A 25965-nucleotide genomic window follows, 5' to 3' on the forward strand; every position below is an offset into this window, starting at 1 on the left:
GTCCTTCTTCGAGGAGGTATTGGAGTCTCGCAACGGGATTATCTACAGTCATTTTTTCCATGTCATGTTGTTAACTATTACGTGTTTATAATATACCGCTCAATAATCTCCTTTGCATCATCAAAGCACCTACATATCGAGACCCTGTAGCCTACCGTCTTAAGTCGATCAAGCCACTGAGTCTGCCTAGTGCTACTTGCCCCTTTTTTACTTTTCATCTCCACCCACAACCCTGCCCACAGACCGCATGGCAGCGCCAAAAACAAATCAGGTACCCCAGCCCTCAACCCAAGTCGTTTCGCATCCCTTGCCGCCTTCGGCCCGCGCCTCCCCTCATTGGGAATGTGGATCAGGTAATCCCCTATCCGTACGCCATCGATAACGGTTTTATCCGCCCACTCAATCAGCGCCGCCTGCTCTTCCAGCTCTGGCTGGCGCCGCACTTTCTTAACCTTTCCGCCGCGGACTTCCAACTTTGCTTTGGTACCCACCGCTGAAAGGGCATCGATGCTATTAAGCAAAGCCGCCCCCTTCCACCACCATTTCGCCTTCTTCCAGCCATTGCCGGTAAGTGGCATGCAGCGCTTGCAGGTAAGTTTCCTCCAGTTCGCCTGGCCGCCAATCGAAAGGCACGCGCCCGTCGATTACATCATGACAACTGGAACAGCCAAACACAGCAAAGTAATCATCGCTCTTGTACCCCATGCCGTGAGTGCGGCAAGGGAGGTGACATAGAACCGTTGTTTCCGGGTTTCCGTTGCAAATGCCCGGGATTTGAAGCGTGCAGCAGCGGCCCCGCGCTGAATCGCGCAGGGCTTTACTTCGGTAGGCTGGTGCCTTAGCCATTCTTCCCTTCCTGTGCACTCTCTGCCGCTGAGAGCGCCATCTGGATATCATTCAACTTAAACTGTGCGTTGCGGAGGCGCGCCCTGGTATTCACTTCTTCCTTTTTCAGCTTCTCCAGACCCTGGCGGTGATCTATGATTTCACGGCGCAGACCGCGCAGCTCCCAGTCAACTTTCGTCTCACCCTTTGTTACCGCATTAATCCAGTCAAACGCATCCACAACAGCGCCGCACCGGCGGCATGTAAGCACCCGGTGATGATCGTCCACCAACAGATTCATATGCGTGCAGCGATAAGGCAGATTTTTAGGCTTTTCCTCTTCAACGAGGTTTCGCATTTCTTTGATGTCAGCGTTTTCGTCAAAGCGTTTGGTGAATGTCAGAACGTTATCGATCTGGTTTTCGTCATTATCGGTATGGTCGGTCATTGGTCAGTCCTCAATATTCCATCAGCCGATTAACGGCCTGTTCCATCTCGTGCTCATCGGCAAAATGCTGCTGTAGCGTCTCGTTCCAGATTACGCCAGCGACACCGCTATAAACCTTGTCGAACTTCTCCTGGCTCATGTTGACGAAAGCGATGCTCCAACGCTGTTTCAACGTTCCGCCGTCCGGATTGGCTGCCAGGTCATAGAAACCGGCCTTCACCATGACGTGGTTGAGATATGCCTCCGTTGTTTTCACGGCTTCGGCGTCAAAGCGGCGCTGGCGCTGTGCTGCAACGCGCTGCAGCACACTGTCGGCGATCAGCTTTGTGATGTTGTCATAAAGCAGCGGGTCGCCAGCCTGCGCCGCCAGTGTCTTCGCCACCTCATGCGCAATCCACTTCTCCGGATCGCTAACGAACGTCCAATCAGGCTCCCAGTACGAGAAGCCGAGCTCTAACAGCTTCCAGAACTTACGGTGGTGTTTTAGGTTCCGGCGGTCGCCGATAGGCCGCATGGAGATAGGAGTGCCCGTAGGCACCCCTTTCATCGTATCCCTGTCGTGATCTGTCGCGTACTTGATGCCGCCACCTGGTAGAAGCACGCCCAACGCTTCCGTCTTGTGCTTTCTCGAAGACTTAGTGCGATGCGCGACCGTCATATAATCACCGCTTGTTTTGCTGAATGCGCAATGCGTGCTGCCGCTGTAGTGAGATGGTCTGGATCCAGTTCAATGCCGATAAAATCGTACCCCTCAAGTAAGGCAGCCTTACCCGTAGAACCTGACCCCATAAATGGATCAAGAACAACACCGCCATTTGGAGTAACCAAACGGCAGAGATAACGCATCAGTTCAGCTGGCTTCACCGTTGGATGATTATTCCTGGCACCGCCAGTACGGCCGGCACCGGCTCGAGGATCGTTTATACCAACGCTTCCCTCTTTTCTGCCACCAGTCATATCGCTTGCTGAATATGGAATAAAACGATCCATACCCTCATCCCGCTCTGATTTGCTAACTTTTGCGCAGTAGAAAAAACGGGCCGCGCTGCCTTGGTCACCATGGTGATAACCTTGAACGCGGTTAATCATGCCCCCGAACTTTACTGGCCCGCTAAAACCATTCTTGGTTGGCTCGGTTCCCTTTACTGGCGCTCGGGCGCCGGCATTTTGCGGAAACTCGGTTATCACCTCTTCACTTCCATCGTGCAGGACGTTTGCAGGCCACCGGCCGAGCTGATCCGCTTTCCACTCCCCACTTTCGGGGGTTTTCTCGTCACGTACATGCGACAACAGGCCACCAGCACCACCGGTTAAAGCTTCCTCTGTCGGTACCCGGCAAAGATCGATATTTAGAGCACCTGTGCCGAACTGGACAACATTGCCCTCTACCGTGCCAACAAGTGGCTTACGGGCCATTACGATCGGCTCATGCGCGGGTTTCAATGCTGTCCCCTTCCCTTGATGCTCTCCGGTAAGGTTTTTCGACTTTGGGAACCCACTGCCATAAATCCACATCAGCTGATCACGAATCTCAAAGCCGGCATCTTCGATATTAACCACCAATCGGTGATAAGTTCGCGCGCCTCCGAATGCCAGTAAATGTCCACCGGGCTTCAAAACCCGCAAACATTCAGCCCACTGCTCAACGGTAGGCACCTGGTAATCCCATTTGTGGCCCATGAAACTCAATCCATAAGGCGGATCCGTCACAATTGCATCAACAGAGTTTTCAGCCAAGAGATGCAAAGCCACTTCGCACCGCCCTTGTAGCAGTTGGTACGTCATAACCGCACCTCCGAATGTGAAGGCACGAGGCGATAGAACCAGGTGGTTTTTCCCGATTCGTCGTTGCGGACTTTGTGAACCTGTTTCACCAGTCCATGCAGGATCGGTGAGATTTCACGTAAACGCGCGCTGATCGACGTCTGGGTATCACCCTCATCAGGGGACATCTGCGCCAGCAGGTTTTCCAGATCGCGCAGTGAATGCCAGTCTGCACCGCTGGCTGCCGTGATAACCCGGTTCATTTGAGTATTTGCTTCATCGAATCGGCCCGCCTTACGCAACTTGCGGATCCCCTCGTTGATGCAACTACGCTCCTTTTCGGAGGCTTGAGGTTTCTGCATCATTGCTCGGCCCCTATGGTCAGCACTGTCCGCGTACCATCGATACCAGGTGCCGACAGCACACCACCAGCCTCCATCTGCTCTATCAGCCGTGCAGCGCGGTTATAGCCGATACGGAATTGACGCTGCAGGCCTGAAATCGAAGCGTGGCCTTTGGCCTGCACAAACTGCACAGCTTCGGGATAGCGCTCATCACTTAGACTTTCGTCATCATCGGCAGCCGTTGAAGCATTGTTCCCAGGGGCCGCTTTCGATTCGCCGCCGAGCGCTGCGATAAGGTTGGCAATCAACGCCGACAGCTCGCCGGTCAGCAGAATGAAATCTGCGTCAAAGCGCTGAGCATAATCTTCCCGGTCGATATCGTCGTTCTGCTCCAGCAGCACATCGCCAAATTTCAGTTTCTTCAGCGTGCCGTCATCGCTCAGTACAAAGCCGATCTGGTCGCGCCAGCCCAGCGCCAGCTTCGTGACCAGCTTGCCTGCCTGCAGGTTTGTCGCGATTTCGTCACCGACCAGATCCTGCTTTTTGCAACGGATGATCCCGCCCTCTTCCAGCACGGCTTTCAGCTCGGCCTCATCCTGCAGAACAAACCCTGCCGGCGGCTGGCCGGAGCGTACCCATTCGGTCACGGTCAGCTCGATCGGGCTTTCCATGGTCAACGGCACCACCGGCAGCGAGCCCAGACTTTTGCGCAGCAGCGCCAGCGCATCTTCGGCACGTTTGGCGCTGGCGGCGTCAACGACGATTAACCCGGCCCCTTCGTTAATCCAGATCTGTGTTTTATGGTGTTTACTGAAAGCACGCGGCAACAGGCTGTGCAGCACCTCGTCTTTGAGCGCGTCTTTCTCTGACTTTTTCAGTTTCCGATGCTGTTCGGCTTCAAGTTTGGCGACTTTCCCGTTCAGCTCGGTTTGAATGACTTCACGCGGGAGCAGTTTCTCTTCGCGCAGAACCACCAGCAGATGCTGGCCGTTGGCGGTGTGCACAAGCGCTTCGCCTATCGGCGCTACCCATCCAGTTTTAGCCATGTCCTGGCTACCGCATGGCGTGAACGCAAAAGCGGCCAGCTTTTCTTCCATCCCGGTCAGATCCACGCCTCGTGAAAGGCGGTAAACCAGTGCATTTTTGATGCTAATAGTCATTGGTCAGTCCTTATTAATTTTTGCTTGCGCCACCTTCAGCCGGATTGACTGAAGCATTGCAGCGCCTTTTTGCTCGGTATCTGGGGTGGTCAATCCCCGCTCTTTTCCAACACCTATCGGTATTTCGGTATGTCCCAGCCTGACGACTGGATCCGGTATTCGCTCCCCGTCCTGTAGTCTTTTTTCCCACTGCCTGAGCAGCCTCTCTGCCACTTTTCGCAGCTCAGCAACGCCATGGTTGTACTGCTGCATCGCCTTGCGCATATCGGTGACAATCCAGTACAGGATCGGCGCTTTCCAGCGGAACGCTTCAGGGCTGTCGAAATAGCCCCGCCTTGCGCTGTACCGGTCAAACTCCTCCATCACGATATCCACTGTCGGTAGTCTCGCGTCGATCAGCTCTTTCGCCATGGCCAGCCAGTCCGGTGGTGCAGGGAACGGATAAAACTTTCTTCCCGGCGCTGCCCTGATGGCGTAGTTCAGTTGTTCAGGGTTGATCGTCTCCTGTAGCAATACCCGCGTCAGCTCCGAACCAAACGCCTCCATGAGTGCCGTCGTGTTCATTCGGCTGACCCATGCCGGCCAGTGGATCGGATACATGGGCAAAATCACCGTCAAGACAATCCCCTGTATCGCTTCCCGCTCCGCCGCCGTAGCCGTATTTTTCTTGTACGGCCTGAATTGCGGCGAGTCCCTGCTTGAAGCGATCTGCAGCATTGCTGCCGCCGTTACCGGCTTCGGCCCGTTGCGGTCGCTCATAGCGCCGTCCTCGCAATTGCTCATGTTTTAGTGAACTGATGAATTTTTGCTGCCATTGGGAGTGGTAATAAACCCGGCCTGTCGGCGTCCAGAAGATCCGGAACTCGTTCAGAAGCTCAGGGGAAAAGTCAGCCACGGTTAAGCCAGACAGAAATGCGATCTGCTTAAAGTCGTCACCAGGCACCCAGTCGAGCGACATCGGGAACATACCGAATTGCGGTGCAGGTTGCGGCGCCGGTGGGCGGTTGTTCAGAATGGCATTCAGGTGTGGGTTTGTTGGTGGCACATCACCGGTTGAATTTTGAGCGTCGCCTAAGAGAGAGAGATCAGTATTTACTACAGATCCGTCTTTACTAATGCCCTGAATTTCAGGATACGGATTTTCAGGATACGGTGGCTCGTCCGTTTCCTGATTTTCAGGATTCGGAGCCAAGCCTTGCGGCGCTTGGGGCTCATCCACTTCCTGAATTTCAGGATGCGGTTGCGGCGTGTCGAAGACGAAATAGTCGAAACCGTCAGTCACTCCCTTCGCGTCACGCAGTTGGAAACGGTGAATAAAACCGACCTGGATCAGTTCGTTCAGCAGCTTGTAAACGGCATCACGTCCACAGCCGCGAACGCCCTTCTTCTCTTGCCACAGATGAGACGGATTGACTGACCAGCCATCAGGCTTGGACAGCAGATAGTGCAGCATTCCTTCAGCCGCCCAGCTCAGCGTTTTATTGCCGATAGCCGCATTGTCGATCATCGTGAATCCACGCTGGCGGTTGGTTCTTACGATAGCCATTACTCAGACCTCGAAGCAGAGGCCCCATGTTTGTCACTTTCCCGCGAATAAAACGCCTGCGTTACCCCTGACAGAGTCCCTGTGATAGCCAAACGCCGGGCTTCATGCCCAGCGATGCCCAGCTTCTTACCAATGAGGCTGGATATCAGTTCTACGGATTGCGTGGTTGATTGCTGGCTCATAGTGGCAGCTCCTTTGTTGATGGAAGTGGTGGAAGCCATTCGGGAACCGGCAGGCCGGCAGCCTTCAGTTCGTTATGGACGTGCACCAGCATTTCGGGAGCTTCGGCAAACATAGCCAAGAAGCCCCGGATCGCGGCGACGTTGGTTTCGACTGCAGGGTTGGACGCCATGGCATCAGCGGCGCTTTTGATCGTTACCGCTTCGCTCTCAGTCCAACGGGTTTTGATCTGGTCTTCACGTACAGCAGCGAATGGCAGGCCGTTTTTGCCTACCTTCTTGCGTGACAGCAGTTCCCGGCGAACGCCGGAGGCTATCGCAGCCCCTGCCGTTCCGTTGCCTGGCTGGTAAATTGTGGTCATTGGTCAGTCCTTACTTCAGTGCTAACAGGCTGGTTTGGTCAGAACCAGGCTTAAATTTTCAGGGTTGCGGCCGTAGTCCGCAGGGTTGTAGGTATATGGAATTTCGGGGGAAATATGACAAAGCAAAGCAATTTTTTCTGGCGTAGTTTTACGCCAGGTAAAAACAGTTGGTCGTTCAACACTGAATGCCTTCGCTATGCCACTATCATTTCCGTACTTATCCTTGAGGATCTGATACAGCGTTTTGCCTGTTGTTGTCATAGGCACCTCCAGACTCGGAATGTAAGTTATTCTACATTTTATAGCAAGAAAATTGACGTCATGAAACCTACGTTAGTTTTCCGTATCGTATACGCATGAAAACACTCGGTGAACGTTTTAGATGGCGCCGCGAGCAGCTTGGTCTGACTCAAGAGGATGCTGTGAGAGAAATCAACCGCACGCTGCAAGGCGAGCGGAAGTTAACACGCGTGACGATCAGCAATATTGAGAACGGCATGCAGGACAGCATGAAAGACAAGGTGTTGCTGGCCGTGATACAAGTATTGAAATGTAACGCGGAATGGTTGATAAACAATAGAGGCCCGGTTGATAACAAAGACTCTATAGCAGATCATTTAAGTAACTCTCTCCCGCAGGCCATCAGGCTTGCGCCACTACTTCATTGGGATCAAACTCCTGATCATGAGATTGTTATAAAAGAGTCTGATTTTAGTAAATACTACCCATGCCCCCAAGAATGCAATTTGGGTACCTTTTGTCTGAAGGTAAACAGTGAATCTATGCTTCCTCGTTTTGAGGTTGGTGATTTAATATTTATTGATCCTTCTATTAAAACGATAGAAAATAATAAGTTTTTCATTTTGCTAAATGAAAGCAATGGTGATGTTTTATTCAAGCAGATTAGTGTCATTGACAATGCTATATACCTTAAATCGCTAAACCCTGATTATCCGCCAGAAATAAAATTCGTTAAAATAGAAAAAGATCACAAAGTAATCGGGACTATAATTTCCCATGTAAAAAGTGTTTAGTTATAACTTTAATTTCAGGTGCTTAAAATGGCTACGGAAAACACTCCCACAAAGAACATTACCCCATCCGCACTCCTCATTAATGCGCTACTCGCTTCACTCGTTTTCTTTTTAGTTTCTGAGCATATACGCGGAACGTTAAACGTCAATGCCTTCCTTCTGCGCTGGCTACCTTACCTTGGTATTAGCGCTATCTGCGTGATAGTAACCCTCTACCGAGTGCGGCGAAACGCAGGAACCAACATTTCAACATTCTGGATTCTTTCCGTTATTTTTATGGGTGTATTCTCGTTCAATAAATTTAATACATATTCAGAACCATCAACTATTGCACAAGTAATAAATAGCAGTGATATACTTAAAAATAAAATAAACATTAACCCAGCCCTCAGCGAAAAAACAACTCAACTCGCTGAAAAATATTATATTGAAATGGGCAAGATGCCAGAATGGAAGGGCATAGAACACACTGAGAGAGCGAAACGAGCTTTAAATGCAGCATTTGCAAAATTGCCAAATGAACAAATCCGTGAATCTGACTGGTATATATATACGTATATAAGCAAGAACAACAAGAAAACTGATATGAGTGAGGTGCTAGCTCAAATCCGCCACTACCCACTTAGTACAATTCAAAAAGCAAATGCGGACTTAGCTTCTAATTTCACATCTCCGAACAATGACACAACTCTTCTAATCACGCAGATCACAATCAACAGCATTCCACTCCAATAAATCAAAGAGGTTCCATATCATATGGATACCTCTCACTCCAAAATCCGACGTAGAAAAACTTACAAAAACAACTTGACGCGACAAGGTAGAAAAACTTACATTGAAGCCATCCCAACCGGGATTGCTCTTTAACAAACAGGTAGCGACAGCAACACAGGGTATCCAGCACCCGTCGCGGCGCAACTCAGTCGGATGATGCCCACTGATCGCTAAGCCTGAAGTGTTTTTACCCTGCCGCTGCCATTTCGGGGCGGTAGGACTAAGACCACTGAATGAGGTAATGCTATGAGTAAGACTGAGAATACTGCTCGACCAAAACCTACTGGAGAAGAGGAACGGCAGCTAAGTAAACTGTTGGAAAAGAACCCTAACTTCGTTTTCCAACAGCTACATAAGCGGATGAATCAAGATGGCTTGATGCTTTGTATAGTTGCATTGCCCAGAGATAACGCGGTAAACGAAACCAACGGAACATCAGGCTCGGTCTAAGTTCCAATACCAACGAACGGCTTCCTTGTCGGTGAGCATCACCGGACACCACAGCAACGATTTGGAGAAAGCTATGGAATTTCCTGAGTTACCTGCAGATGTACAAATCATAGCTGCACAGGCGCTATGTCGTTCTTTGTGTGAGTCAGAAGAGCCAGCTGAAAGACTGGCTCTAAGGGTTAAAACTGCGTTTATGACTCTTTGTTGTCAGAATTCACACGTGTGTATTCCGCGCGAAAATGATCAAGAACCTTAGTGAATTCTTGATTAAACATCATTGCGTTAGAGATCTTTCCGGCTTTGACTAATTCCAGGGCTGCTTGATATGCAGCCGCACTAGGTGCGCGCAGGGGGTTGATAATATCAGACATTTATACCTCTTCTTGGTTGTGTGGAAACACCAAGATACCACCTCGCCTGATGTGGAAAAAAGCAGGCAACCTAATCATTCAAAAAGCATTAATAACCAAAATGCGCACGCCACTAAGCACCACCCGAGGACTGACCAATGACCATGATTAAAGCAAAAGCAAAATCAGCAAAACTCCGCCGGGATCGTGAGCTGCAAGAACGTATCCAGCGCAGCAGTGACCGCATCGAAAAAACAACACTGGTACTCACTCGCTGTAAAACGATGCCGGACATGCCAGCCCCACCGAAGCCGCGCAAGCGCCGTACGGTTGAGAGTGAGCTTCTGGCACCAGGGCAAGTCAGCGCCGCCGGTCGCCAGAAAATGCGTGGTTATAGCCGGATCCCCCGCGGCGTCATCTAAGCCCCTTCCCTAACACTAAGAGCCGTAGCTAACGCTGCGGCTTTTTTTTCGCCTAATTTTTAGCGCATGGCGCTAATCGAGATCGAGGATGAAAGAGAAAAAAACAAAAATTAATCAGAATTTCAACGGTACTCGAAATTACTGGTTATAAAAAAGCTTGGATTTATCGAATGATGGGTTTAGGTAAATTTCCTGAGCCGGTGAAAATTGGGCCCCGTTACGTAGCCTGGATCGCTGAGGATATTGACCGCTGGGTATCAGAAAACAATAAAAACCTCTCTGAACGAGGCTTTTACCTAGAGCAGCAACCGATAGATAATGAGGTAGAGATGACGCCATCAACACTGCCTAATAAGTTATGGCGGGCAGCATCAGAAGTTAAAAGTTTCGTAGAGAAGTTCCCTGATGGGGTGATTTTAACTGATGTGCAAAGCAAAGTTGAGGCTTACAAAGCCCTCAATCGAAAAGAACAAAATACCCTCCTGGACTTCCTTCGGACGAGAGAAAGCATCCTAATGTTTGAATGTCGTCCACTTTCAGCAAAATACCCAACGATAATGCTTCGGCACAAGCGCTTCGGATATCCGAAGACCATTTCTGGGCACGAATACCCGCTGTATCCATCACCAAAAATTGCATCTAACAACCAACCGCCGTTCAATGATACCAAGCCAAAGGAGCAAGTTATGGCTCAGGAAATGAAAGCAACACCAGAGTTACTCCGCAAACAAGCCGAAGAGTTACTAAAGCTGCAGAAAAAGCTGAAAAGCACGCCAATGAAAACGACTTATTCAACAAAAAACTTGCTCCTGTGAAATTGGAGGTATTACAAGCGGTAGGTGCGATTCAGCGAAAATTCGATGAAATGATGGATTGCATGAGCACCCTTGAAAAAGTAGCAGCAAAGCTCAAGGAATTATCTGCATAAGTTTTTTCCTCTTTGACACATAAATAAGGCTGTTCAGCCAGGAGCTACCCATGAGCACTCGAGGCAAATGGTTGTCAGCAGTCGTCATTATTTGCGCCCTTTTCTGGGTGCTCTTCATATATGGAATTTCACGATGAAAGCGATAAATGAGCACGTCGGCTGGGGTGTTGATGGTCACGGCTTGAGAGTTCTGTTTTGCAACAACTGCCGCGCAGTTTTCTACAAAACACACAGTGGTGCGAAAGCAATTCAGGCAAAGCGAGTGTTTGGCAAAAAGCACCAATGCCCCATTACATAACAACAGAGGATTTCGCGATGGATTTAAGTGAAGTAATTAAACGCCAATCTGTACGACATGCCGAACTTAAATCTGTCGGAACTGGATGGCACAAATCTGAAGTTAAAGCACCGCGAAGGAATTTTAATAAAGAGATAGCTAAAGCCAAGGCAGAAGCCTTCAACCAGTCAATAGCGGCCTTGAGGGGTGAGGTTCGGGGTATGAAAGCAGCAGGAGTAAAAGACGGACAACTGCGAAAAATGTATGCCGCTATTACACGAATTGAGCTCTTGATGGATTCAGTAGCGTAACAAGCCCCCGGTACGCCGGGGCTACACAGCAGAGGTTACACGACGATGGAAACAATCTGGAAGAAACCAACAGAGACGCCAGACATTAAGCGTGGCGGTGACATTAAGGTGTGGGGGCTGGTTGATTTTTACCAGTATTCGCAAAAGTGGGGAGGTCTCGGCGCTGACGGTAAGGCCGAATGCAGCATGACGCTTGAAAAAGTTGAACGCCGCGTTATCGAAATGCGGTATGCGCTTGCCGCTGCAACCGATGATGAGCTGGCTGAATTCCAAGATAGCGGGGAATTCCCTGAAGGTGCTCCCGGCTGGCTTGATAATTGGGTTAACGAAGATGGCGAGTTCTTCGGAATAAATGGATTTTACCGTCAGTACCATGATGAAGGCGGCATGTTCTACGACTATCTGAAACCAGACGATAGCGGAAGATTAGTGATTAAGCGCTATTGCGGGCGAGACGAACCGAGCACTGTTTTTCTGGCCTGGGCAGATTTCATGCGCCCTTCTGTACCCGATACACTACCTGAGTAACACCCACCGCGCCCTGCCGGGCGCATTCATTCGCATGTGGCCTGGCGTGCCTTCGGGGCGTCCACGCGACAACAGGCTACAGCCGAATGAATTAATTGCTGTGTGTAGTCCTCTTGCCCCGCTCGTCGGGGCTTTTTTTCGCCCCTACATCAGCCACCAAATTTTTCACCAACCGAAGGAAACCACCATGACCATCAATATCAACCTGGTACCTGTTAACTCTTCCCAGATCCACAGCATCGGCCACGACGCGGCAACCAACACCCTGGCAATCCGCTTCAAGTCCCGCGGCGAACCGGCGGCGCTGTACCACTACAGCAACGTGTCGGCTGATGACTTCGCCGCTTTCAGCGGTGCGGAGTCCGTCGGATCCCATTTCTACAAGCACATCAAAGCAGATACCGAGCGTTTCCCGTTCCAGCGCATCAATGAAAAGAAGGATGACGAATAACAGCGTGCTTTCACCATGCGCCAGGTTGCTGGCGCATGAGTAAGTTCACTGATTGGAGGTGTGCATGTGCGAATACAACTATCAGCGGATGGTTGAAGAAACGCTGGAACAGTATGACCGCACGTTAGCGGCGGATCCCAACGAGAAAGCGCTGCTTGATGGGCGTATTGATGGGATGCGGAAAACCCTGCGGGTATCAGTGTTTCAAAAACTGATTGCGGAACGCTGTCACATCGCGGGGTTAGACAAGCGCCCTCTTGTTGCACTGACCGAGTCGCCTGATATGGAGGAATACCTTTACTCGGTGCAAACCGAAATCCTCACCCGGATCGCGAAAGCCGAACGAGCAATGGAGCTGGAAGCTGCACGCGGTCCGGAACTGCACGAAATTCACTAGCCCCATAAACGAGAAAAGCCCCGCAAGCGGGGCTATCCCGAAATGCGGCGACCAAACCGCAAATCATAAGGACTGGCCAATGACCAAGGCCACCAGCTAGCTGACCGGGGAACCACCCCCGATCAACACGGAGAATACCATGACCCATAACCCTATCCAACAGCTCCAGTACCAACACCGGATCGGCAGCCACAATATTCACCAATTCAAGCACCGCCGCCACCCGCTTAAAGCCTGCGTCGCCGTGCTCAGCGTTTTCCGCTTATCTATTCGTCACTCCATGAGGCCCGACCAATGAGCAACATGATAACAACCGGCACTTTGCCGCAATCAGTCGCCGCCATGGGGATCGATGAGCCCACCTGGAACGCGCTGAAAAACTCCATCTACCCCGGCGCGCGGGATGACTCTGTTGTGATGGCTGTCAGTTATTGCGTTGCCCGACAGTTAGATCCGCTGATGAAGCCGGTTCACTTGGTGCCGATGAGCGTCAAGGATGCGCAATCAGGCAAAAACGAATGGCGCGACGTAGTGATGCCCGGCATTGGCCTCTACCGTATTCAGGCTGAGCGCTCAGGTAATCATGCTGGCGACAAAGAACCCGAGTTCGGGCCTGACGTAACTCAAACGCTTGGTGGTGTAGAAATCACTTTCCCGGCGTGGTGCCAATACACAGTTTTAAAAGAGCGACCCAACGGAAAAATCGTGGAATATCACGCAAAAGAATACTGGCTCGAAAACTATGCAACGGCGGGTCGGGACAGTCTTGCACCAAATGTAATGTGGAAAAAACGCCCTTACGCTCAGTTAGTGAAATGTGCAGAAGCTCAGGCACTTCGTAAGGGGTGGCCTGAAAACGGCCAGCAACCAACGGCGGAAGAAATGGAAGGTAAATCACTGGATATCAACGACGCCAAGGATGTGACGCCCCACAAAGAAACCCAGGCGCCGCTGACGCTGCCACATTACCCGGCGGACAAGTTCAGTGCAAACCTTCCCGGCTGGCAAAAGATGATCGAGACCGGCAACAAAAAAGCTGAGGCAGTGATCGCCACCGTCAGCACCAAATTCACCCTTTCAGAAGTTCAAATTGAAGCTATCCGTAAATTGGAGCCTATCGATGCAAATCATTAACGTACAGCAGGGTTCTGCTGAATGGCACGCGCTGCGTGCCAAACACTTCACCGCCAGCGAAGCGCCAGTGATGATGGCCGCGTCCAGCAAAATGCGCCGCGACGAATTGCTGAGCATGAAAGCCACCGGCACGGAACGCGAGATCAGCGATTGGGTGCAGACCAACCTTTTCGACAAGGGCCACCAGCAAGAGGCAGCCGCGCGTGTCATCGTCGAGAGCATGATCGGCGACGAACTTTATCCGGCGACCGCTGTTGATGACTATTTATTAGCCTCGTTCGATGGCATGACCATGATGGAAGACACGCTGTTCGAACACAAAATGTGGAATGCCAGCCTAGCAGAAGCCGTTCGGCAGCAGGAGTTGCCGCCGGAATATTACTGGCAGTTGGAACAGCAACTGTTAGTGAGTGGCGCAGACCGCGTAATTTTCGTTTGTTCCGATGGCACCGAAGAAAACTTTGTCTCGATGGAATACACCCCAGTACCGGGGCGTGTTGAAGCGTTGGTCGCAGGTTGGCAGCAGTTCAGGCAGGATCTGGAAAACTTCGAACCCAATACCGCGAAGGAAGTACCACAAGGCAAAGCCATCATGCGCCTACCGGCACTGATGGTAGAGATTGAAGGCGCGGTTAAGCAGTCAAATCTGACTGTTTACCAAGGGAAGGCACTGGCATTCATCGAGTCAATCAATACGAACCTCGTCACGGATCAGGACTTCGCCGACGCGGAAGAAACTGTGAAGTTTTGCGACAAAGCAGAAAGCGAGCTCGATCTTATTAAGAAGCAAGCACTGTCACAAACCGCGCCAATTGACGAACTATTCCGCACGATCGACACCCTGCGTGAAGCGATGCGCGCCAAGCGCTTGGAACTCACAAGGCTGGTGAAGTCGCGTAAAGATGAGCTCCGCGCTGAAATCGTTAGCAAGGCAAAAACGGCACTGAATGAGCACATCAGCGCGTTAAACGTCCAGCTCGGCGTTGTACGTCTGCCGGCCATAGTAGCGGACTTTGTTACCGCCATTAAGGGAAAGAAAACCCTGACATCATTGCAAGGGGCCGCCAACGATGAGTTAGCACGCGCTAAGATCGAGGCCAATCAGATCAGTGATAAATACCAGGCGAATCTAAAGCTGTTCGATGCGATTGAGCCAGCCTTTAAATCCCTGTTTGCCGATATCAACCAGCTCGTCGGAAACGACAGCGAACACCTGAAACTACTGATTGAACAGCGTATCAGCAACCAGAAGAAACTTGATGACGAGCGTATTGAGCGGGAACGGCAGGCGGCCGCAGCAGCGCAGGCGGCAAAGGCGGCTCCCGTTGCGGAACCGGAACCAGTTGCTAATGCCCCGCTTCACTCCGCTGCAGCGTTCAATTATCCCGACACATTGGGCGGCGCTCCGGCAGTGGCCACTGAAGAGTTAAAGTCAGCAGGTATGAGCATCACGGAAGTCATCAATGATGTTAAAGCCGATCTGACCGCCGAAGGCATCAAAATCAGCGCTGCAGCGTTAAACCAACTCATCCCTGCAATCATCGCCGGTCGCATTCGCCACATCTCCGCCAACGTTTAATCGAAGCAACCTGCGCCAGCAGGCCCGCATAAGGAACACCCATGATTACCACAACAACCGTTGCCAGCGTGTTGGAATCAGCCCTGCGCCCCGTTCGGGCGCAGCTCGACTTTGCTACCGAACAGACCACAGGGACGGCGCAGCGCTCCGTTGAGAGCGCTGGCGTTTTGCTAAACCAAGCACAGTCCCTGTGTATCGAGCAGCACAATACCGATGTCGATGAATTTAACGAACTACTCGACAAGCTTGATGCGCTACAAGCCGACATCACCACGAAGCAACTGCAGATCACCAGCCTGCAGGATCAACTGGATGAACAGAACGTTATCGCCAAAGAGGCCAATGCCAACTCAGAGATAGCGCGCGCCAGAGTGAAGCAGCTCACCAGTGATAACAGCCTGCTCGCCAAAGACAATAACGCCCTCAAATCTCTCAACCCGCAGGCACTGCAAAAACAGATCGCCAGGCTGAAAGAAGATCTGAAATTCAAGGTGCAATTGCTCGACCAACAAAAAGCGGAAATGCGGAAAGCCCGCGGCGAAGCGGCAGATCTAAAAACGTCGCTTGCTCAAGCCGCGCACCGCAATTCAGTGCTGGAAGATACCGTTGGGGAATTGCAGTCACGCCTGCAAAACATCGATGGCGACGTGGCGCCAGTCTGGTACCGCGCCAGCGACGGCAGCGGCATCCACTTTTATTTTTACACCTTCGGTTGGCGCTTATCGTTCGGCTCCGATGACCGAGATGTGCAGTTGCAGATCCTGCAGGATATCGACTGGCACATTGAAGTACGCACCAACACCGGGATCGGCGTCATCGTCTCAGTGACCGAATGGTGCCGCCCACGTTACCCAACGCTGGACGTTTTCAAGCAGGCTTGGCCGGAAGAACTTGGTTCAGCGATTTGTACCCGGATTAGCGAACTACTGGCACGTAGCCACCCTCACCTTGTCCACCGCGCTGAATGGGCTGAGGGTATCCCGCTTAGCTCGTTGCCTCAGTTAAAACCCCAGTGGCTGGATTTGCTTAATGCCTCCGGCATGCACTCGCTTTATGCCGTCGCCAGCCTTACCCCGGAAGAGCTCTCCGAAACTGTTAAAGGCTTTGGCATCACCACCGCGCGCCAGGTGCACGCCGCGTGCATCAAAACGGTGAAAGAGTGGGAAACCGAAGATAAGCAGAAGGCGGCCTGAGATGGATGAAGAGCTGAACTACGGCAAAATCTACAAGCCCGAGGACGATAAGTGCTGCTATATCGCAGTGATCATCTGGCGAATGCGCGCCCGCGCCGCGATCCGCAGCGGCATGCCATACCAACATGAGCCCAAGCCCATATATCAGGGTAACGGCCTGCCGCCGGCCAAGCGCAAATTTGACTCGGTGAACATCGGCGTGCGCCAGCGCTATTCATCAACAGTCATGCTGGCTGTTTACCAGTTCCACCGCTCGGGACACAACGAGCACACGATATCCGGCGATACCGGCATCCCAGTGCCAGATATCCGAAAAATGTTGGAGCACAAAACGCAGACACAGCGCAAAGCGTGGATGCTCGCCCACCAGATCCGGATCCCGTCGAAGCAAGAGATCCTGAGCCGCCTTTCCCGCGAAGTTTAACCACCATTAAGGACTGACCAATGACCGATGTAAAAAATAACCAACAACCTGAATTAACCCTTTCAGCTTTGCTCACCCAGCGCTGTGTGAATTTTGCCGCCAGCGACAAGGCCGTGGAAATGATCGACCAGGGCATCGAAAAGATGTTCAAAGACCTGGTTGGTGAAACATTCAGGTCATACGGTGATTTCGGTAAGCTGCTGAGCGATGCATTCAAGGCGGCGCTACCCACCAATATTTCCGAAGTGGTTGACCTGCCAAGCTACAACTCGATGGTTATCAACTCAGTACGTGAGCAATGGGCTGCTTCCGGCATCCAGAATGATATGCAGCAGCGCGTGCTGGATCTGGTGAAAGAATTCACCACCGACCAAGCCATCCCCAAGTTCATCAAGGCTTCTGATCTGTGGAAGGCGTTTATCGAAGGCAACGAAGAGCCAGCCGCCGAAGAGCAATGGGAACGCCCTCAGGTCTTCTATGAAGAAAGCGATGATATGGACGGATATTTTCGCGTCGGCCTGCATCCTGAATCACAAGGCAACAGCGTTTACGGGAAAAGGCTCGACTGCGCGTACCGTTGCGATTTCTACCTTGCATTCTCACCGCAAAAACATCGCAAAAACGGAAAGAGCACGCCACTCATGCACGAAGGCTACCAGGCTTACGAGTTGTATGCTGGACACGTGGGCAGCGACGTGCTGGGCAAAAAAGTAATCAGTGCCTACAGCCATTTCGATAAGCTGATCCAGGCGCTGTACTACGGTGGCAGTTTCTTGGTGATGGATCAAATTCCAGACGCCGACGAGATGACTTACCCGCACCACGAATACTAACGGGGGCCCTATGTCTCAGGTACTCGCCTTAAAGTTCAGCAACACTCCGCCAGATCAACTACTGGGCATTCTCACCATGGAAGAGGTGATTGAAGTCATCAAGCATCGTGTACGTGGCGACGTTGATGCTGATCTTCGTGAGGAATACGAGTGCCGAATAGGCGAACTGGAAAGTGAATTGGAGGATGAAAACGGCTGGCACAGCACCGCTGAAAGTTGGGAATGCGATGCCGTCGGCCTGTTTAGAGCGATAGAGAAAGCAATCTCCGTACCGTGGGCAGAAGCCATTCCAATTTTGAAAGCAGCGATGGAAGAGCATGGCGGGGATATCGAGCCAACGCCATGAAAATCGAACAGGGACGCGCGGCGGTATGGGGGCGGCGCAAATAGCCCGCACCAGGCATGGAGGATTCATGCAAAAATTCCCTAAGTGGCAAGAGTACGAGATAAAAATACTTCGGAAATACGCCACCAGCCTTACGGCTGAAGATATTGGCTTGCTGATCGGACGAACAAAAGAAGCTGTTATCAGCAGAGCTAGCAAGCTTCATATCAGCCTGCAAAAACGTGGTGATTACCATCACAGTGCAAAGTACTCCCAAGAAGATATTGAGCTTGCCAGACAGCTTTACTCTGCGGGCGTTCGTCCATGTCACATCGCTGAAAAACTCGGTATCAACCCCATATCCATCGGAAATTACATTTACTAATTCCCCTCTCGCCGCATACCAGCGCGGCTAAGGATCCCTATGTACGGACTTTTCTTCCTGCTCTGTCTGAGCGGGCAGCCTGAGTGTTACCGATTTGATGGGTATATCTACCCGAACGAAGTGAATTGTCATCTTGATATTGAAGATCGAAAGCTACCGGCGGCTGATTATACCTGCCAGCCGATTGATGCTGTCGCCCTGATGTCGGAGGCCGAATGAAAGAGCGCCCTACCATCTTTAACGGCGAAATGGTCCGCGCCCTACTCGACGGACGCAAAACCCAGACGAGGCGGGTTATGAAGGTTCAGCCGACAGTTATCCCTTCCGAGCGCGAATTTGGCAAGCCTGGCTATGAAATACCATTCGATGCAGCACGGACTATGGTTCGTAACGAAGAAATGCGTGTTGCCTGCCCATATGGCTTGCGAGGCGATCGGCTGTGGGTGAGGGAGGCATATCAAGGGCCACTCTTCAACTTCGACCAAATGGAGGCGTATCTCGAAGACACCTCCAAATTTGAACGGCCGGAATTCTGCGAGTATCGCGCTGATGGCGGTAAGACGCCGGAATATTACGACGCAGACGACAACCTGCGCTACGGCTGGAAGCCGTCAATCCACATGCCGCGCTGGGCATCCCGAATCCTGCTGGAAATCACCGCGGTGCGCGTTGAGCGACTGAACGATATCAGCGAAGAGGATGCACGCGCTGAGGGGGCAACGCCATCACAGCACATCATCACGCCGCCAGAGGCACTTTATCGTGTTGGGTTCTCTAAGTTGTGGCGATCAATCTACGGCGAAGAAAGCTGGAGCGCTAATCCCTGGGTATGGGTGATCGAGTTCAAGCCTGTGGAGGTGCGTGATGCCAGCAAATGAACTGAAGCCAAAGGCAATCTTCCTCTACGACTTCACCGGTCTGATGGCAAAACCTTGGCTTGATGCAGGCTATGAGTGCTGGTGTTTCGATGGACAGCATGAACCAGGCATCAATCGCGAGGGTAATTTGGTGAAGGTTGGTATGTGGTTTAAGGCAGAGGAGAAGATTGCGCAAGCGAAACAAATCTCTGAGTTGGTGGGCGATGGCGTGGTGATGGTGTTCGGATTCCCGGAGTGTACCGATCTGACCGTTGCAGGTGCTCGCCACTTCGAAGCAAAACGCCAGGCTAACCCGATGTTCCAGATTGAAGCCGCAGAGCTTGCTGACCTGGTTCGCATCGTTGGTGTCATCACCGGAGCGCCTTGGGCTTTCGAAAACCCGGTTGGAGTCCTGTCCAGCATCTATCGAAAGCCTGATTTCGCATTCCACCCGTGTCATTACGCTGGTTATTTGCCTGAGTGTGATGAGCACCCGCTTTACCCGGAGATTTACCCTGGGCGAGACCGCTACAACAAGACGACAAATATCTGGTGCGGAAACGGCTTTCGCCAACCAAAAACGCGGCACATCGCGCCAGAACAGAAAGATAACCCAGGCTGGCGTCTATGTGGTGGCAAGTCAACCAGAACAAAGAACATTCGCAGCGCGACTCCGAGGGGGTTTGCTCAGGCGGTGTTTGAGGCTAATTCGAAGGAGGCCCAGCATGGCTAAGCTGACCAAGTCGCAGCGCGCAGAATTGCGGGAGAAGTTTGGCGGCCGGTGCGCTTACTGTGGCTGCCCACTGCCAGAAAAAGGCTGGCATGCCGACCATGTGGAACCGGTGATGCGTGAATCAGAGCAGGACATGGCGGCGAAAGCCAAAGGCTTATTCAAACTGAAAGCCACCGGCAAGGTCTGGCACGAAAACCGCGATTGCATCGAGAACCTAAACCCGGCGTGTGCGCCGTGCAACCTGTTCAAAACGACATTCAGCCTCGAGACGTTCCGCGAGCAAATAGCCGCACAAGCGGAGAGAGCACGGCAGTACAGCGTCAATTTCCGTACCGCTGAGCGCTTCGGATTGGTTGAAGTGAAAGACGCCCCGGTCGTTTTTTGGTTTGAAAGTTATCAGGAGAAACAGCATGGCTAAGCGCAAGAGCAACAGAGCGTCGCGGAGATTGCTTTGCGTATCGGCTCCAGGCCCCGAAGACTGTTACCGCATCAGCAACCGGCGCTGGCAGGTTTACAGCGCCAACTACCCACACTCATGGCAACACGCCAAGACATCCCGCAGCCAGCGCCGTGCTGCAAAAGTCATTCAGGCATTGTGGGCTGAAGCCCAGGAGAAAGCATTATGAGCATGGCAAACGACACATACGAATGTTGCAGAAGGAAATGCAAGCTGGTTCATCTGCACTCTGAGCGCGTCATGGTTGAAGGTAAGCCGATCAGTGGTGTTGCGGTGAAGGATTCGACCTGCCCGCGCTGTGGCTGCAAAGAGTTCTATATCGTTAAACGCGATGATGAGGATGACGAGTGATGGACAATAAGCTGAGCGAACTGAGCAAGCCGGTGGCGTGGGAAGTTAAAGGCATCCTGTGCCATTCAGAAGAAGAAGCGCAGGTTTATGTCGGCGAGCCTGAGCCCCTCTACTCGCAAGAGTGCGTACTCGCCCTGCTGGCAGAGCTGGAAGCGTCAAAGAAAAGCAATGCATTCCTCAAAGAGCAGTTATCGCAATTAGCAAACTTTAATCCAGATTGGGACATGCTGGAAGCGTGCCGGGAGAGTTGGCGGGAAGTCTCCGCCGCACTCAAGGAGGCAGAAAAGCGGCTGGCTACGCCGGTGCGGTTGCCCGACATCCGCAGCGACGATTACCACGAAACTGGCTGGTTTCAACACATGAAGTATTACCGGGATGTTGAGCGGTCTCTTCGCGCTGCTGGCTTCACAGTGGGGGATGAGTAGATGAGCAAGGTAACTTTCGTTGTTGAATATGAAGATGGCAAAGAACCAGTGGTCGGCGCAGCTACCCAGGTACATGGCGGCAGGCTGGTTTCCGTAGCGTGGCGGGATGCGGTCAATGAGCGGCTTAATTTAGTCGCTAATGGTCTACCCCAGGCAAACAAAACCACGCTGCTGTTTGATGCCAATGGCGAGGGCTGGCTACTCGGCTGGCGGTCACCGTGGCACCTCATGGGAGGGGGAGATGCCGGCGCGTGGCAGTGGTCATTCCAAATTGACGGACTGAACCATGAGGACGTGAACATTACTCACTGGTTAGCGATACCAGGCGAGCCGCAGGAGGAAGCATGACACAGACACTAACGACTGAGAGGCTGCGCGAAATCGCATCGGGAAACGCATTTACTTGCACCCAAGATGATGAATCTGTAGCGATGGCTGCCGAACTCCTGGCTAACCGGGGGGCGCAGCCAGTGGCTGAGTATGGCGACGCATATCAGGGAGCGCGCGAAGATTTATCCATCTGGAAACGCCGGGCGCTGGAGGCTGAGGGTAAGGTCCGTCATTTGGAAAGAGTAAACGACCACCTGGTTAAGGAGGCTCAAGGTGAGCATCGCATGGGAGAGCCAGTATTCACCGCCCTGCCAGCGCCAGTTGTAAACCCAGAGTTTACAGGTGCGACAGCAGTGCCGGATATTAGCGCACTGACAGATCTGATAGTTGACCGCCTTATTGACTGTAGCGCTGCTGATGATGACTCCATAGCGGATGCAGAGACGTTTGTTTATAACGCCTGCCGCGCCGCAATGCTGGCTCAACCTGTTAGCCAGGGGGTGGGGCAAGCTGAACTCTCCGGAAATTCCGGAGGTTGGATAGCCTGCAAAGATCGGATGCCAGAACCTTATGAACCTGTTTTATATTTCGCAGCCGGAGCGCATGGCGGAGTAGATTGCTGCGCGAGTAATTATAACGGATTTTACGACGGGGATCTATGGATGCAGGACGCGACACTGACAAGCCTTGATGAATCTCCAGCCCTGCGCCATGAAATTATAGTGACCCACTGGATGTCATTACCAGCAGCGCCAAAAGTCAAAAAGTGAATACTAAAACTGTTCGCAGCTTAGTTTTTTAACACCCTATCACAGCCCCTTCACATCAAAACTTTAACGACCATAATAAGGGCGTAACTTCGTTGCACCCTTCTCTTTTTGAGGAGACTAAAATGACAAAGTTGCTCACACTAGAACAATGGAGCCATAAAATATACACCAGCGACTTTCCAACAAAACAAACACTCCAGCGCTGGGCAAGAGGCGGGAATATATATCCAGCCCCCGAAAAGCATGGGCGTGTTTATCGAGTTAGAGAGGATGCCATCTACATAAACCCCAAAGATTACAGATTATCCAAGAAAATAGCTGCTGATAATAATATGAAATTATCACCGCTGATGGAGAGGCTCCTCAATGGCAAACAGGCCAAAAAAGTATGACGCTAATTTGCCTCATAATCTCACGTATCGGAATGCTCGGAGATCGTTCTATTGGCGCAATCCGCACACTGGTGAGGAGTTAGGGTTAGGCCGCATTAGTCGCAAGGACGCGATTTCTCAAGCCATACAAGCCAATAATTTCATTGAATCGAATATTGCCCCAGTGGCTCTTTTAGAACGATTAGTCTCTGTAAAAAAACAGTCTATGTCCGGATTGCTGGCTGAGTTTGAAATTGAAATTGCAAAAAGAACAACATCAAAAAACACGTTAAAAGCACGAAAACTACAAATAAAATATTTAACCAATTACTTTGGGAGTTACGATATAACAGAAGTAAACACAAAGTTAGTCGCTGAGTTTTTAAAAACGTATATTGACCAAGGTAAGAACGCCATGGCTATTGGACTTAGATCACTGTTATCGGATTTTATAGATAACGCCATTTCCAATGGCATAATATCAAGTAACCCTGTAACTCCAACTAAAGTCCCAGATAATAAAGTCAAGCGTGAAAGGTTAATTCTATCTGAGTTCCAAAAAATACACAGCACAGCGCAAAACTTGCCCTCATGGATGCAGTTAAGTTTTGAGCTAGCCCTAATTTCCGGGCAACGTCGTGAAGATATTTGCATTTTGAAGAAAACAGATGCCAGAGATGAACGCCTTTGGGTTATTCAAGGAAAAACAGGCAACTTGGTTTCTATTCCATTCTCGCTGCGCATGTCAGCAATAGGAAAAACTGTAGGTGAAGTTGTGAAGCGGTGCCTGGAGGAAAGTAATAGCGAGTTTTTGATAAGTTCCAGCAGTAAAAAAACCGGACGCCAACCCGGCGCGTTGCACCCAGATAGTCTGACAAAAGCCTTCGTATCTGCCAGAAAACTAAGCGGGCTAACGTTTACATCAACTCCGCCCACTTTCCACGAAATCCGGAGCCTTTCTGGCCGTTTATATGAGGATGAATACGGAAAAGAGTTCGCGCAAAAACTACTCGGGCATAAGTCAATTAAGATGACAGATCACTACTTAGATCGTCGTCAAAAGGAATGGATTATGGTTTAGGCCGGATATGAGATTTCGGACAAATTTCGGACATTTTCGGACGATAGGTTAATTTTACCTTATAAATCAAGCACACAAAAAAAGACCGAATACGATTCCTATATTCGGTCTAGGGAAATGGCTCTTGGGAGAGAGCCGTGCGCTAAAAGTTGGCATTTTGTGCAAGGCTTGTTCAGCCGTGCACTTTAAGAGTAGCTTACCGCGCTATTTTTGCCAGCCAGCCACACGGTCAGTGATAGTTTCATGATGAAATTAATTCCGCATGATTTTTCTTCACCGGTTAACCCCAAACTAAGCCATTGTCGGATAAGTGATTAGTTGGCGCACAGCTTCTCGGCACGTTCACGGTACGGCTCAACACTCATTTTATGGCCAGGATTGGCGGCGTCATCCAGCAGGATCACGTCCAGCGGCTGAGCGCGTTGCTGCCCTGCTTTCACCTGCGCGTCTGCGGCAGCATTGAGTGGGTATTGCATCAGTGTGCTGTTGTTGAGTACGAACAGCGCGCCGCCACTGCGGCACTGCAACGTCACCTCTTCTTTGGTGAACGCCCATTGTTTGCCGTATTCCAGCTTGGTGATGTTCACCAGTTGATCTGTCGCCAGCGCACCGGTCGCGGTTGCCAGCAGCGTCATGCCAAGTAATACCGATTTCATGTTATGGCCTTAAGGTTGCTATTTGATCCAATTTTCCCGCAGTTTAGGGGCATCCGGCAAGCCGCAATGTTACACCGGCGCATAGGTTGCAAATAAACTGACCAACAGCAGCACGCCCGCGCCCAGCCCCACTTCAATCCAGCAGGCCAGCACCAATCCTCGCTGTGCCAGTTGCGGCATACTGCTCATCGCCGGGACGATGGCGTAACGATTAGCCAATGCGACCATCACCATCAGCGCCACCAGCGCGGTTTTGAACAACAGCAGGCGCTGGTAAGGAGAATCCACATCCAGCGGCCAACTGCCCAGAATAATCAAACTGTTAATCACGCCGGTCAACACCACCAGCGCTACCGCCAGGTGGCCCCAACGCGAGAAGCGTATCAATGTAGTCACTGCGTCGCTGCGGCTCTGTGGTTGAGCCAGGTAGCGCAGGCAAACCAGCAACGGCAGCAGACTGCCAAACCAGTAACCGGCTGCCAATAGGTGCAACGCATGGTTAACACGGTGCAGTGCGCCCAGCGCCCCTTCATGCATTGCCGCATGGCCGATAAATGCCATGCTGACCAGCAACAGTGTGGAAAGCAGCGCCAAAAGCTGCGTGCGGCGAGGTTCTGCCAGCCACAGGCTCAGCAGCGCCAGTAATGAAATGCCCAGGTGCCAACGCCAGACTTCACCAAAGGTAGTGCCCAGCACCGCCCACCACACCTCCAACCGCCAGGTGTCGGCCCAGCCGTCACCCATCTGTCCGGCCTGAATAGCCAGCAACGCCACGGCAGAAAGCCCGGCAAGCCAGGTGCAGGAGACCAGCAAAGGACGCACATCACGGGTGAGATACGGGGAAAGGCGCTGCGGCGACAATAAGGCGGTGAACAGGCTGGAGCCAAACATCAGCATCACCGCCGCAAAGTGCACAAAGCGACACAGGACAAACAGGGTCGCCAGACTCATGGGTTAGTTTACGGTGAAGCTGTACTGGCCTTTGGTTTTATGACCGTCGACCGAAACCACATGCCAGCTGACGTTATATTTACCGGCCGCCAGATCGCCTTCGATAGGCAGATTGACCTGGGTGTTGTTGTTCGCATCAAGCTGCAACTTGCCGGTTTTCACTTCGGCGTTGTCCGGGCCAGTGATTTTAATGCCGCTAAAGTTTGGCTCAATACCTTCTGAGAAGTTGAGCGTCAGCACTTTCGGTGCCGGACTCACGCTGGCATCTGCCGCCGGCGTTTCAACTTTCAAATGAGCATGCGCAAGCGCCTGCTGTGAAGACAAGCCGACAAACAGCACGAAAATAGTGGAAAGCAGGCGATAAGAAGAACGAATTTTACCGATCACAGTGATATCCCTTAAAGCAATAATCGAGGGTGATAAGGGGTAAGGCTAACCGCCTTGGCGATGTATCAGCAGCCCACCCCACCGCAGATGATTGCGCCACGGGTAAACAGAAGAAGTGATTAGCGAGTAACCCACTGTTTTAACTCTCTACCATCCCTGTAGCGTATCGGGTC

At 51.6% G+C, this 25965-nt stretch carries 42 protein-coding genes and 1 pseudogene; 27 read left to right on the forward strand and 16 right to left on the reverse strand.

All coding sequences use genetic code 11. The features are described from left to right. Positions 1-77: 77 nt before the first annotated feature. The 12 genes and pseudogenes from BEI65_RS05230 to BEI65_RS05285 all read right to left on the reverse strand — a co-directional run bounded on the left by BEI65_RS05230 (position 78) and on the right by BEI65_RS05285 (position 6889). On the reverse strand, positions 78-521 hold the full coding sequence (locus tag BEI65_RS05230) for a VRR-NUC domain-containing protein (RefSeq protein ID WP_099062427.1): 444 nt from the start codon (positions 519-521) through the stop codon (positions 78-80). Next, complete coding sequence (locus BEI65_RS05235) at positions 514-897, reverse strand: DUF1364 domain-containing protein (RefSeq protein ID WP_369804746.1); 384 nt, start codon at positions 895-897, stop codon at positions 514-516. The genes BEI65_RS05230 and BEI65_RS05235 overlap by 8 nt, the downstream gene beginning before the upstream one ends. Then, the gene (locus tag BEI65_RS05240) at positions 839-1273 is read right to left on the reverse strand and encodes a hypothetical protein (RefSeq protein WP_099062429.1); all 435 of its coding nucleotides are present in this window, start codon (positions 1271-1273) and stop codon (positions 839-841) included. Before BEI65_RS05240 ends, BEI65_RS05235 begins: the two co-directional genes overlap by 59 nt. A 10-nt stretch (positions 1274-1283) precedes the next feature. Then, entirely contained in the window at positions 1284-1931 is a 648-nt protein-coding gene (locus BEI65_RS05245; RefSeq protein ID WP_099062430.1) for a DUF1367 family protein, read from the reverse strand. Then, a complete protein-coding gene (locus tag BEI65_RS05250) occupies positions 1928-3058 on the reverse strand; it encodes a site-specific DNA-methyltransferase (protein WP_099062431.1) in 1131 nt (376 codons plus the stop codon). Before BEI65_RS05250 ends, BEI65_RS05245 begins: the two co-directional genes overlap by 4 nt. Next, positions 3055-3402, reverse strand: coding sequence for a hypothetical protein (locus tag BEI65_RS05255; protein ID WP_099062432.1), 348 nt, complete (start codon positions 3400-3402; stop codon positions 3055-3057). The genes BEI65_RS05250 and BEI65_RS05255 overlap by 4 nt, the downstream gene beginning before the upstream one ends. Further along, entirely contained in the window at positions 3399-3674 is a 276-nt protein-coding gene (locus BEI65_RS27095) for a DNA translocase FtsK (protein ID WP_304528410.1), read from the reverse strand. Before BEI65_RS27095 ends, BEI65_RS05255 begins: the two co-directional genes overlap by 4 nt. Beyond that, positions 3648-4541, reverse strand: a pseudogene (gene rdgC, locus BEI65_RS05260) (recombination-associated protein RdgC); the annotation flags it as partial. The gene BEI65_RS27095 and the pseudogene rdgC, both read right to left, overlap by 27 nt. A gap of 3 nt (positions 4542-4544) precedes the next feature. Further along, positions 4545-5105 (reverse strand): replication protein P, encoded by a 561-nt coding sequence (locus tag BEI65_RS05265; RefSeq protein WP_157765424.1) that lies wholly within the window; start codon positions 5103-5105, stop codon positions 4545-4547. Then, positions 5029-6087 (reverse strand): DnaT-like ssDNA-binding domain-containing protein, encoded by a 1059-nt coding sequence (locus BEI65_RS26715; protein WP_157765425.1) that lies wholly within the window; start codon positions 6085-6087, stop codon positions 5029-5031. The genes BEI65_RS05265 and BEI65_RS26715 overlap by 77 nt, the downstream gene beginning before the upstream one ends. 178 nt (positions 6088-6265) lie before the next feature. Further along, positions 6266-6628: a hypothetical protein gene (locus tag BEI65_RS05280; RefSeq protein WP_048762156.1), complete on the reverse strand. Its 363-nt coding sequence runs from the start codon at positions 6626-6628 to the stop codon at positions 6266-6268. Between the two features lie 21 nt (positions 6629-6649). Next, entirely contained in the window at positions 6650-6889 is a 240-nt protein-coding gene (locus BEI65_RS05285; protein ID WP_099062437.1) for a hypothetical protein, read from the reverse strand. Between the two features lie 95 nt (positions 6890-6984). Here BEI65_RS05285 and BEI65_RS05290 point away from each other — a divergent pair, with 95 nt between their 5' ends. The 3 genes from BEI65_RS05290 (at position 6985) to BEI65_RS05300 (ending at position 8886) form a co-directional block, all read left to right on the forward strand. Continuing rightward, on the forward strand, positions 6985-7662 hold the full coding sequence (locus BEI65_RS05290) for a S24 family peptidase (protein WP_099062438.1): 678 nt from the start codon (positions 6985-6987) through the stop codon (positions 7660-7662). Between the two features lie 27 nt (positions 7663-7689). After that, entirely contained in the window at positions 7690-8397 is a 708-nt protein-coding gene (locus BEI65_RS05295) for a hypothetical protein (RefSeq protein WP_099062439.1), read from the forward strand. A 285-nt stretch (positions 8398-8682) separates the two neighbouring features. Next, a complete protein-coding gene (locus BEI65_RS05300) occupies positions 8683-8886 on the forward strand; it encodes a hypothetical protein (RefSeq protein ID WP_099062440.1) in 204 nt (67 codons plus the stop codon). A 191-nt stretch (positions 8887-9077) separates the two neighbouring features. Here BEI65_RS05300 and BEI65_RS05305 read toward each other — a convergent pair whose 3' ends face one another. Beyond that, a complete protein-coding gene (locus BEI65_RS05305) occupies positions 9078-9257 on the reverse strand; it encodes a hypothetical protein (protein WP_099062441.1) in 180 nt (59 codons plus the stop codon). Positions 9258-9394: 137 nt separating this feature from the next. Between BEI65_RS05305 and BEI65_RS05310 the strand changes: the two genes are divergently transcribed. The 24 genes from BEI65_RS05310 (at position 9395) to BEI65_RS05420 (ending at position 23798) form a co-directional block, all read left to right on the forward strand. Continuing rightward, complete coding sequence (locus BEI65_RS05310) at positions 9395-9658, forward strand: hypothetical protein (protein WP_099062442.1); 264 nt, start codon at positions 9395-9397, stop codon at positions 9656-9658. Between the two features lie 119 nt (positions 9659-9777). Then, positions 9778-10473, forward strand: a complete 696-nt coding sequence (locus BEI65_RS27380; RefSeq protein ID WP_369804749.1) for a helix-turn-helix transcriptional regulator — start codon at positions 9778-9780, stop codon at positions 10471-10473. 308 nt (positions 10474-10781) lie between these two features. Then, the gene (locus BEI65_RS05325; RefSeq protein ID WP_198404403.1) at positions 10782-11174 is read left to right on the forward strand and encodes a hypothetical protein; all 393 of its coding nucleotides are present in this window, start codon (positions 10782-10784) and stop codon (positions 11172-11174) included. Positions 11175-11219: 45 nt separating this feature from the next. Then, complete coding sequence (locus BEI65_RS05330; protein WP_099062446.1) at positions 11220-11702, forward strand: hypothetical protein; 483 nt, start codon at positions 11220-11222, stop codon at positions 11700-11702. 187 nt (positions 11703-11889) lie between these two features. Then, entirely contained in the window at positions 11890-12153 is a 264-nt protein-coding gene (locus tag BEI65_RS05335; protein ID WP_099062447.1) for a KTSC domain-containing protein, read from the forward strand. Between the two features lie 64 nt (positions 12154-12217). Beyond that, entirely contained in the window at positions 12218-12550 is a 333-nt protein-coding gene (locus BEI65_RS05340; RefSeq protein WP_099062448.1) for a hypothetical protein, read from the forward strand. 294 nt (positions 12551-12844) lie between these two features. Continuing rightward, positions 12845-13684, forward strand: a complete 840-nt coding sequence (bet, locus tag BEI65_RS05345; RefSeq protein WP_099062449.1) for a phage recombination protein Bet — start codon at positions 12845-12847, stop codon at positions 13682-13684. Continuing rightward, entirely contained in the window at positions 13671-15263 is a 1593-nt protein-coding gene (locus tag BEI65_RS05350) for a YqaJ viral recombinase family protein (protein ID WP_099062450.1), read from the forward strand. The genes bet and BEI65_RS05350 overlap by 14 nt, the downstream gene beginning before the upstream one ends. 41 nt (positions 15264-15304) lie before the next feature. Next, complete coding sequence (locus tag BEI65_RS05355) at positions 15305-16456, forward strand: hypothetical protein (RefSeq protein WP_099062451.1); 1152 nt, start codon at positions 15305-15307, stop codon at positions 16454-16456. 1 nt (position 16457) lies between these two features. Then, positions 16458-16880, forward strand: coding sequence for a hypothetical protein (locus BEI65_RS05360; RefSeq protein WP_099062452.1), 423 nt, complete (start codon positions 16458-16460; stop codon positions 16878-16880). 20 nt (positions 16881-16900) lie between these two features. Further along, positions 16901-17713, forward strand: coding sequence for a hypothetical protein (locus BEI65_RS05365; RefSeq protein WP_099062453.1), 813 nt, complete (start codon positions 16901-16903; stop codon positions 17711-17713). Positions 17714-17723: 10 nt separating this feature from the next. Next, positions 17724-18059, forward strand: coding sequence for a hypothetical protein (locus BEI65_RS05370; protein ID WP_099062454.1), 336 nt, complete (start codon positions 17724-17726; stop codon positions 18057-18059). A gap of 67 nt (positions 18060-18126) precedes the next feature. Then, positions 18127-18423 carry a DNA-binding protein gene (locus BEI65_RS05375; RefSeq protein WP_099062546.1) on the forward strand — a complete coding sequence of 99 codons (297 nt, stop codon included), beginning with the start codon at positions 18127-18129 and terminating at the stop codon, positions 18421-18423. A 39-nt stretch (positions 18424-18462) separates the two neighbouring features. Next, the gene (locus tag BEI65_RS05380) at positions 18463-18642 is read left to right on the forward strand and encodes a hypothetical protein (RefSeq protein WP_099062455.1); all 180 of its coding nucleotides are present in this window, start codon (positions 18463-18465) and stop codon (positions 18640-18642) included. Beyond that, positions 18639-19301 carry a morphogenetic protein gene (locus BEI65_RS05385; protein ID WP_099062456.1) on the forward strand — a complete coding sequence of 221 codons (663 nt, stop codon included), beginning with the start codon at positions 18639-18641 and terminating at the stop codon, positions 19299-19301. The genes BEI65_RS05380 and BEI65_RS05385 overlap by 4 nt, the downstream gene beginning before the upstream one ends. After that, a complete protein-coding gene (locus BEI65_RS05390; protein WP_198404404.1) occupies positions 19288-20013 on the forward strand; it encodes a DNA cytosine methyltransferase in 726 nt (241 codons plus the stop codon). Before BEI65_RS05385 ends, BEI65_RS05390 begins: the two co-directional genes overlap by 14 nt. Beyond that, positions 20006-20431, forward strand: a complete 426-nt coding sequence (locus BEI65_RS05395) for an HNH endonuclease (protein WP_099062457.1) — start codon at positions 20006-20008, stop codon at positions 20429-20431. Before BEI65_RS05390 ends, BEI65_RS05395 begins: the two co-directional genes overlap by 8 nt. Then, positions 20424-20639, forward strand: coding sequence for a hypothetical protein (locus BEI65_RS26720; protein ID WP_157765427.1), 216 nt, complete (start codon positions 20424-20426; stop codon positions 20637-20639). Before BEI65_RS05395 ends, BEI65_RS26720 begins: the two co-directional genes overlap by 8 nt. Before the next feature lie 2 nt (positions 20640-20641). Continuing rightward, a complete protein-coding gene (locus tag BEI65_RS26725; protein WP_157765428.1) occupies positions 20642-20821 on the forward strand; it encodes a hypothetical protein in 180 nt (59 codons plus the stop codon). After that, on the forward strand, positions 20821-21246 hold the full coding sequence (locus BEI65_RS05400) for a hypothetical protein (RefSeq protein WP_099062458.1): 426 nt from the start codon (positions 20821-20823) through the stop codon (positions 21244-21246). Before BEI65_RS26725 ends, BEI65_RS05400 begins: the two co-directional genes overlap by 1 nt. Next, entirely contained in the window at positions 21247-21594 is a 348-nt protein-coding gene (locus tag BEI65_RS05405; protein ID WP_099062459.1) for a hypothetical protein, read from the forward strand. After that, complete coding sequence (locus BEI65_RS26730; protein WP_157765429.1) at positions 21591-22346, forward strand: DUF551 domain-containing protein; 756 nt, start codon at positions 21591-21593, stop codon at positions 22344-22346. Before BEI65_RS05405 ends, BEI65_RS26730 begins: the two co-directional genes overlap by 4 nt. Before the next feature lie 122 nt (positions 22347-22468). Beyond that, positions 22469-22738 carry an excisionase gene (locus BEI65_RS05415; protein ID WP_099062460.1) on the forward strand — a complete coding sequence of 90 codons (270 nt, stop codon included), beginning with the start codon at positions 22469-22471 and terminating at the stop codon, positions 22736-22738. After that, positions 22713-23798, forward strand: a complete 1086-nt coding sequence (locus BEI65_RS05420; protein ID WP_099062461.1) for a tyrosine-type recombinase/integrase — start codon at positions 22713-22715, stop codon at positions 23796-23798. Before BEI65_RS05415 ends, BEI65_RS05420 begins: the two co-directional genes overlap by 26 nt. 314 nt (positions 23799-24112) lie before the next feature. On the opposite strand, the gene BEI65_RS05425 is transcribed toward BEI65_RS05420, so the two are convergent. The 3 genes from BEI65_RS05425 to yobA all read right to left on the reverse strand — a co-directional run bounded on the left by BEI65_RS05425 (position 24113) and on the right by yobA (position 25792). Further along, positions 24113-24454 carry a YebY family protein gene (locus BEI65_RS05425; protein ID WP_099062462.1) on the reverse strand — a complete coding sequence of 114 codons (342 nt, stop codon included), beginning with the start codon at positions 24452-24454 and terminating at the stop codon, positions 24113-24115. Between the two features lie 69 nt (positions 24455-24523). Further along, on the reverse strand, positions 24524-25405 hold the full coding sequence (gene copD, locus BEI65_RS05430) for a copper homeostasis membrane protein CopD (RefSeq protein ID WP_099062463.1): 882 nt from the start codon (positions 25403-25405) through the stop codon (positions 24524-24526). A 3-nt stretch (positions 25406-25408) separates the two neighbouring features. Beyond that, complete coding sequence (gene yobA / locus BEI65_RS05435) at positions 25409-25792, reverse strand: CopC domain-containing protein YobA (protein WP_012006367.1); 384 nt, start codon at positions 25790-25792, stop codon at positions 25409-25411. Positions 25793-25965 lie beyond the last annotated feature (173 nt).

Origin of the sequence: Serratia sp. BW106 (assembly GCF_002607755.1) — a bacterium.
Lineage (GTDB): Bacteria > Pseudomonadota > Gammaproteobacteria > Enterobacterales > Enterobacteriaceae > Serratia > Serratia proteamaculans.

Coding starts and splice junctions, on each gene's coding strand:
- BEI65_RS05305 (WP_099062441.1), bottom strand. CDS start 9,257: ATGTCTGATATTATCAACCCCCTGCGCGCACCTAGTGCGGCTGCATAT.
- BEI65_RS05300 (WP_099062440.1), top strand. CDS start 8,683: ATGAGTAAGACTGAGAATACTGCTCGACCAAAACCTACTGGAGAAGAG.
- BEI65_RS05395 (WP_099062457.1), top strand. CDS start 20,006: ATGGCTAAGCTGACCAAGTCGCAGCGCGCAGAATTGCGGGAGAAGTTT.
- BEI65_RS05420 (WP_099062461.1), top strand. CDS start 22,713: ATGGCAAACAGGCCAAAAAAGTATGACGCTAATTTGCCTCATAATCTC.
- BEI65_RS05285 (WP_099062437.1), bottom strand. CDS start 6,889: ATGACAACAACAGGCAAAACGCTGTATCAGATCCTCAAGGATAAGTAC.
- BEI65_RS05375 (WP_099062546.1), top strand. CDS start 18,127: ATGCAAAAATTCCCTAAGTGGCAAGAGTACGAGATAAAAATACTTCGG.
- BEI65_RS26720 (WP_157765427.1), top strand. CDS start 20,424: ATGGCTAAGCGCAAGAGCAACAGAGCGTCGCGGAGATTGCTTTGCGTA.
- BEI65_RS05255 (WP_099062432.1), bottom strand. CDS start 3,402: ATGATGCAGAAACCTCAAGCCTCCGAAAAGGAGCGTAGTTGCATCAAC.
- BEI65_RS05355 (WP_099062451.1), top strand. CDS start 15,305: ATGATTACCACAACAACCGTTGCCAGCGTGTTGGAATCAGCCCTGCGC.
- BEI65_RS05390 (WP_198404404.1), top strand. CDS start 19,288: ATGCCAGCAAATGAACTGAAGCCAAAGGCAATCTTCCTCTACGACTTC.
- BEI65_RS26730 (WP_157765429.1), top strand. CDS start 21,591: ATGACACAGACACTAACGACTGAGAGGCTGCGCGAAATCGCATCGGGA.
- BEI65_RS05405 (WP_099062459.1), top strand. CDS start 21,247: ATGAGCAAGGTAACTTTCGTTGTTGAATATGAAGATGGCAAAGAACCA.
- bet (WP_099062449.1), top strand. CDS start 12,845: ATGAGCAACATGATAACAACCGGCACTTTGCCGCAATCAGTCGCCGCC.
- BEI65_RS05380 (WP_099062455.1), top strand. CDS start 18,463: ATGTACGGACTTTTCTTCCTGCTCTGTCTGAGCGGGCAGCCTGAGTGT.
- BEI65_RS05290 (WP_099062438.1), top strand. CDS start 6,985: ATGAAAACACTCGGTGAACGTTTTAGATGGCGCCGCGAGCAGCTTGGT.
- BEI65_RS05365 (WP_099062453.1), top strand. CDS start 16,901: ATGACCGATGTAAAAAATAACCAACAACCTGAATTAACCCTTTCAGCT.
- BEI65_RS05385 (WP_099062456.1), top strand. CDS start 18,639: ATGAAAGAGCGCCCTACCATCTTTAACGGCGAAATGGTCCGCGCCCTA.
- BEI65_RS05400 (WP_099062458.1), top strand. CDS start 20,821: ATGGACAATAAGCTGAGCGAACTGAGCAAGCCGGTGGCGTGGGAAGTT.
- BEI65_RS05240 (WP_099062429.1), bottom strand. CDS start 1,273: ATGACCGACCATACCGATAATGACGAAAACCAGATCGATAACGTTCTG.
- BEI65_RS26715 (WP_157765425.1), bottom strand. CDS start 6,087: ATGGCTATCGTAAGAACCAACCGCCAGCGTGGATTCACGATGATCGAC.
- BEI65_RS05245 (WP_099062430.1), bottom strand. CDS start 1,931: ATGACGGTCGCGCATCGCACTAAGTCTTCGAGAAAGCACAAGACGGAA.
- BEI65_RS05295 (WP_099062439.1), top strand. CDS start 7,690: ATGGCTACGGAAAACACTCCCACAAAGAACATTACCCCATCCGCACTC.
- BEI65_RS05350 (WP_099062450.1), top strand. CDS start 13,671: ATGCAAATCATTAACGTACAGCAGGGTTCTGCTGAATGGCACGCGCTG.
- BEI65_RS05335 (WP_099062447.1), top strand. CDS start 11,890: ATGACCATCAATATCAACCTGGTACCTGTTAACTCTTCCCAGATCCAC.
- BEI65_RS26725 (WP_157765428.1), top strand. CDS start 20,642: ATGGCAAACGACACATACGAATGTTGCAGAAGGAAATGCAAGCTGGTT.
- BEI65_RS05360 (WP_099062452.1), top strand. CDS start 16,458: ATGGATGAAGAGCTGAACTACGGCAAAATCTACAAGCCCGAGGACGAT.
- BEI65_RS05330 (WP_099062446.1), top strand. CDS start 11,220: ATGGAAACAATCTGGAAGAAACCAACAGAGACGCCAGACATTAAGCGT.
- BEI65_RS05265 (WP_157765424.1), bottom strand. CDS start 5,105: ATGAACACGACGGCACTCATGGAGGCGTTTGGTTCGGAGCTGACGCGG.
- BEI65_RS05310 (WP_099062442.1), top strand. CDS start 9,395: ATGACCATGATTAAAGCAAAAGCAAAATCAGCAAAACTCCGCCGGGAT.
- copD (WP_099062463.1), bottom strand. CDS start 25,405: ATGAGTCTGGCGACCCTGTTTGTCCTGTGTCGCTTTGTGCACTTTGCG.
- BEI65_RS05340 (WP_099062448.1), top strand. CDS start 12,218: ATGTGCGAATACAACTATCAGCGGATGGTTGAAGAAACGCTGGAACAG.
- BEI65_RS05370 (WP_099062454.1), top strand. CDS start 17,724: ATGTCTCAGGTACTCGCCTTAAAGTTCAGCAACACTCCGCCAGATCAA.
- BEI65_RS05235 (WP_369804746.1), bottom strand. CDS start 897: ATGATATCCAGATGGCGCTCTCAGCGGCAGAGAGTGCACAGGAAGGGA.
- BEI65_RS05280 (WP_048762156.1), bottom strand. CDS start 6,628: ATGACCACAATTTACCAGCCAGGCAACGGAACGGCAGGGGCTGCGATA.
- BEI65_RS05250 (WP_099062431.1), bottom strand. CDS start 3,058: ATGACGTACCAACTGCTACAAGGGCGGTGCGAAGTGGCTTTGCATCTC.
- BEI65_RS05425 (WP_099062462.1), bottom strand. CDS start 24,454: ATGAAATCGGTATTACTTGGCATGACGCTGCTGGCAACCGCGACCGGT.
- BEI65_RS05415 (WP_099062460.1), top strand. CDS start 22,469: ATGACAAAGTTGCTCACACTAGAACAATGGAGCCATAAAATATACACC.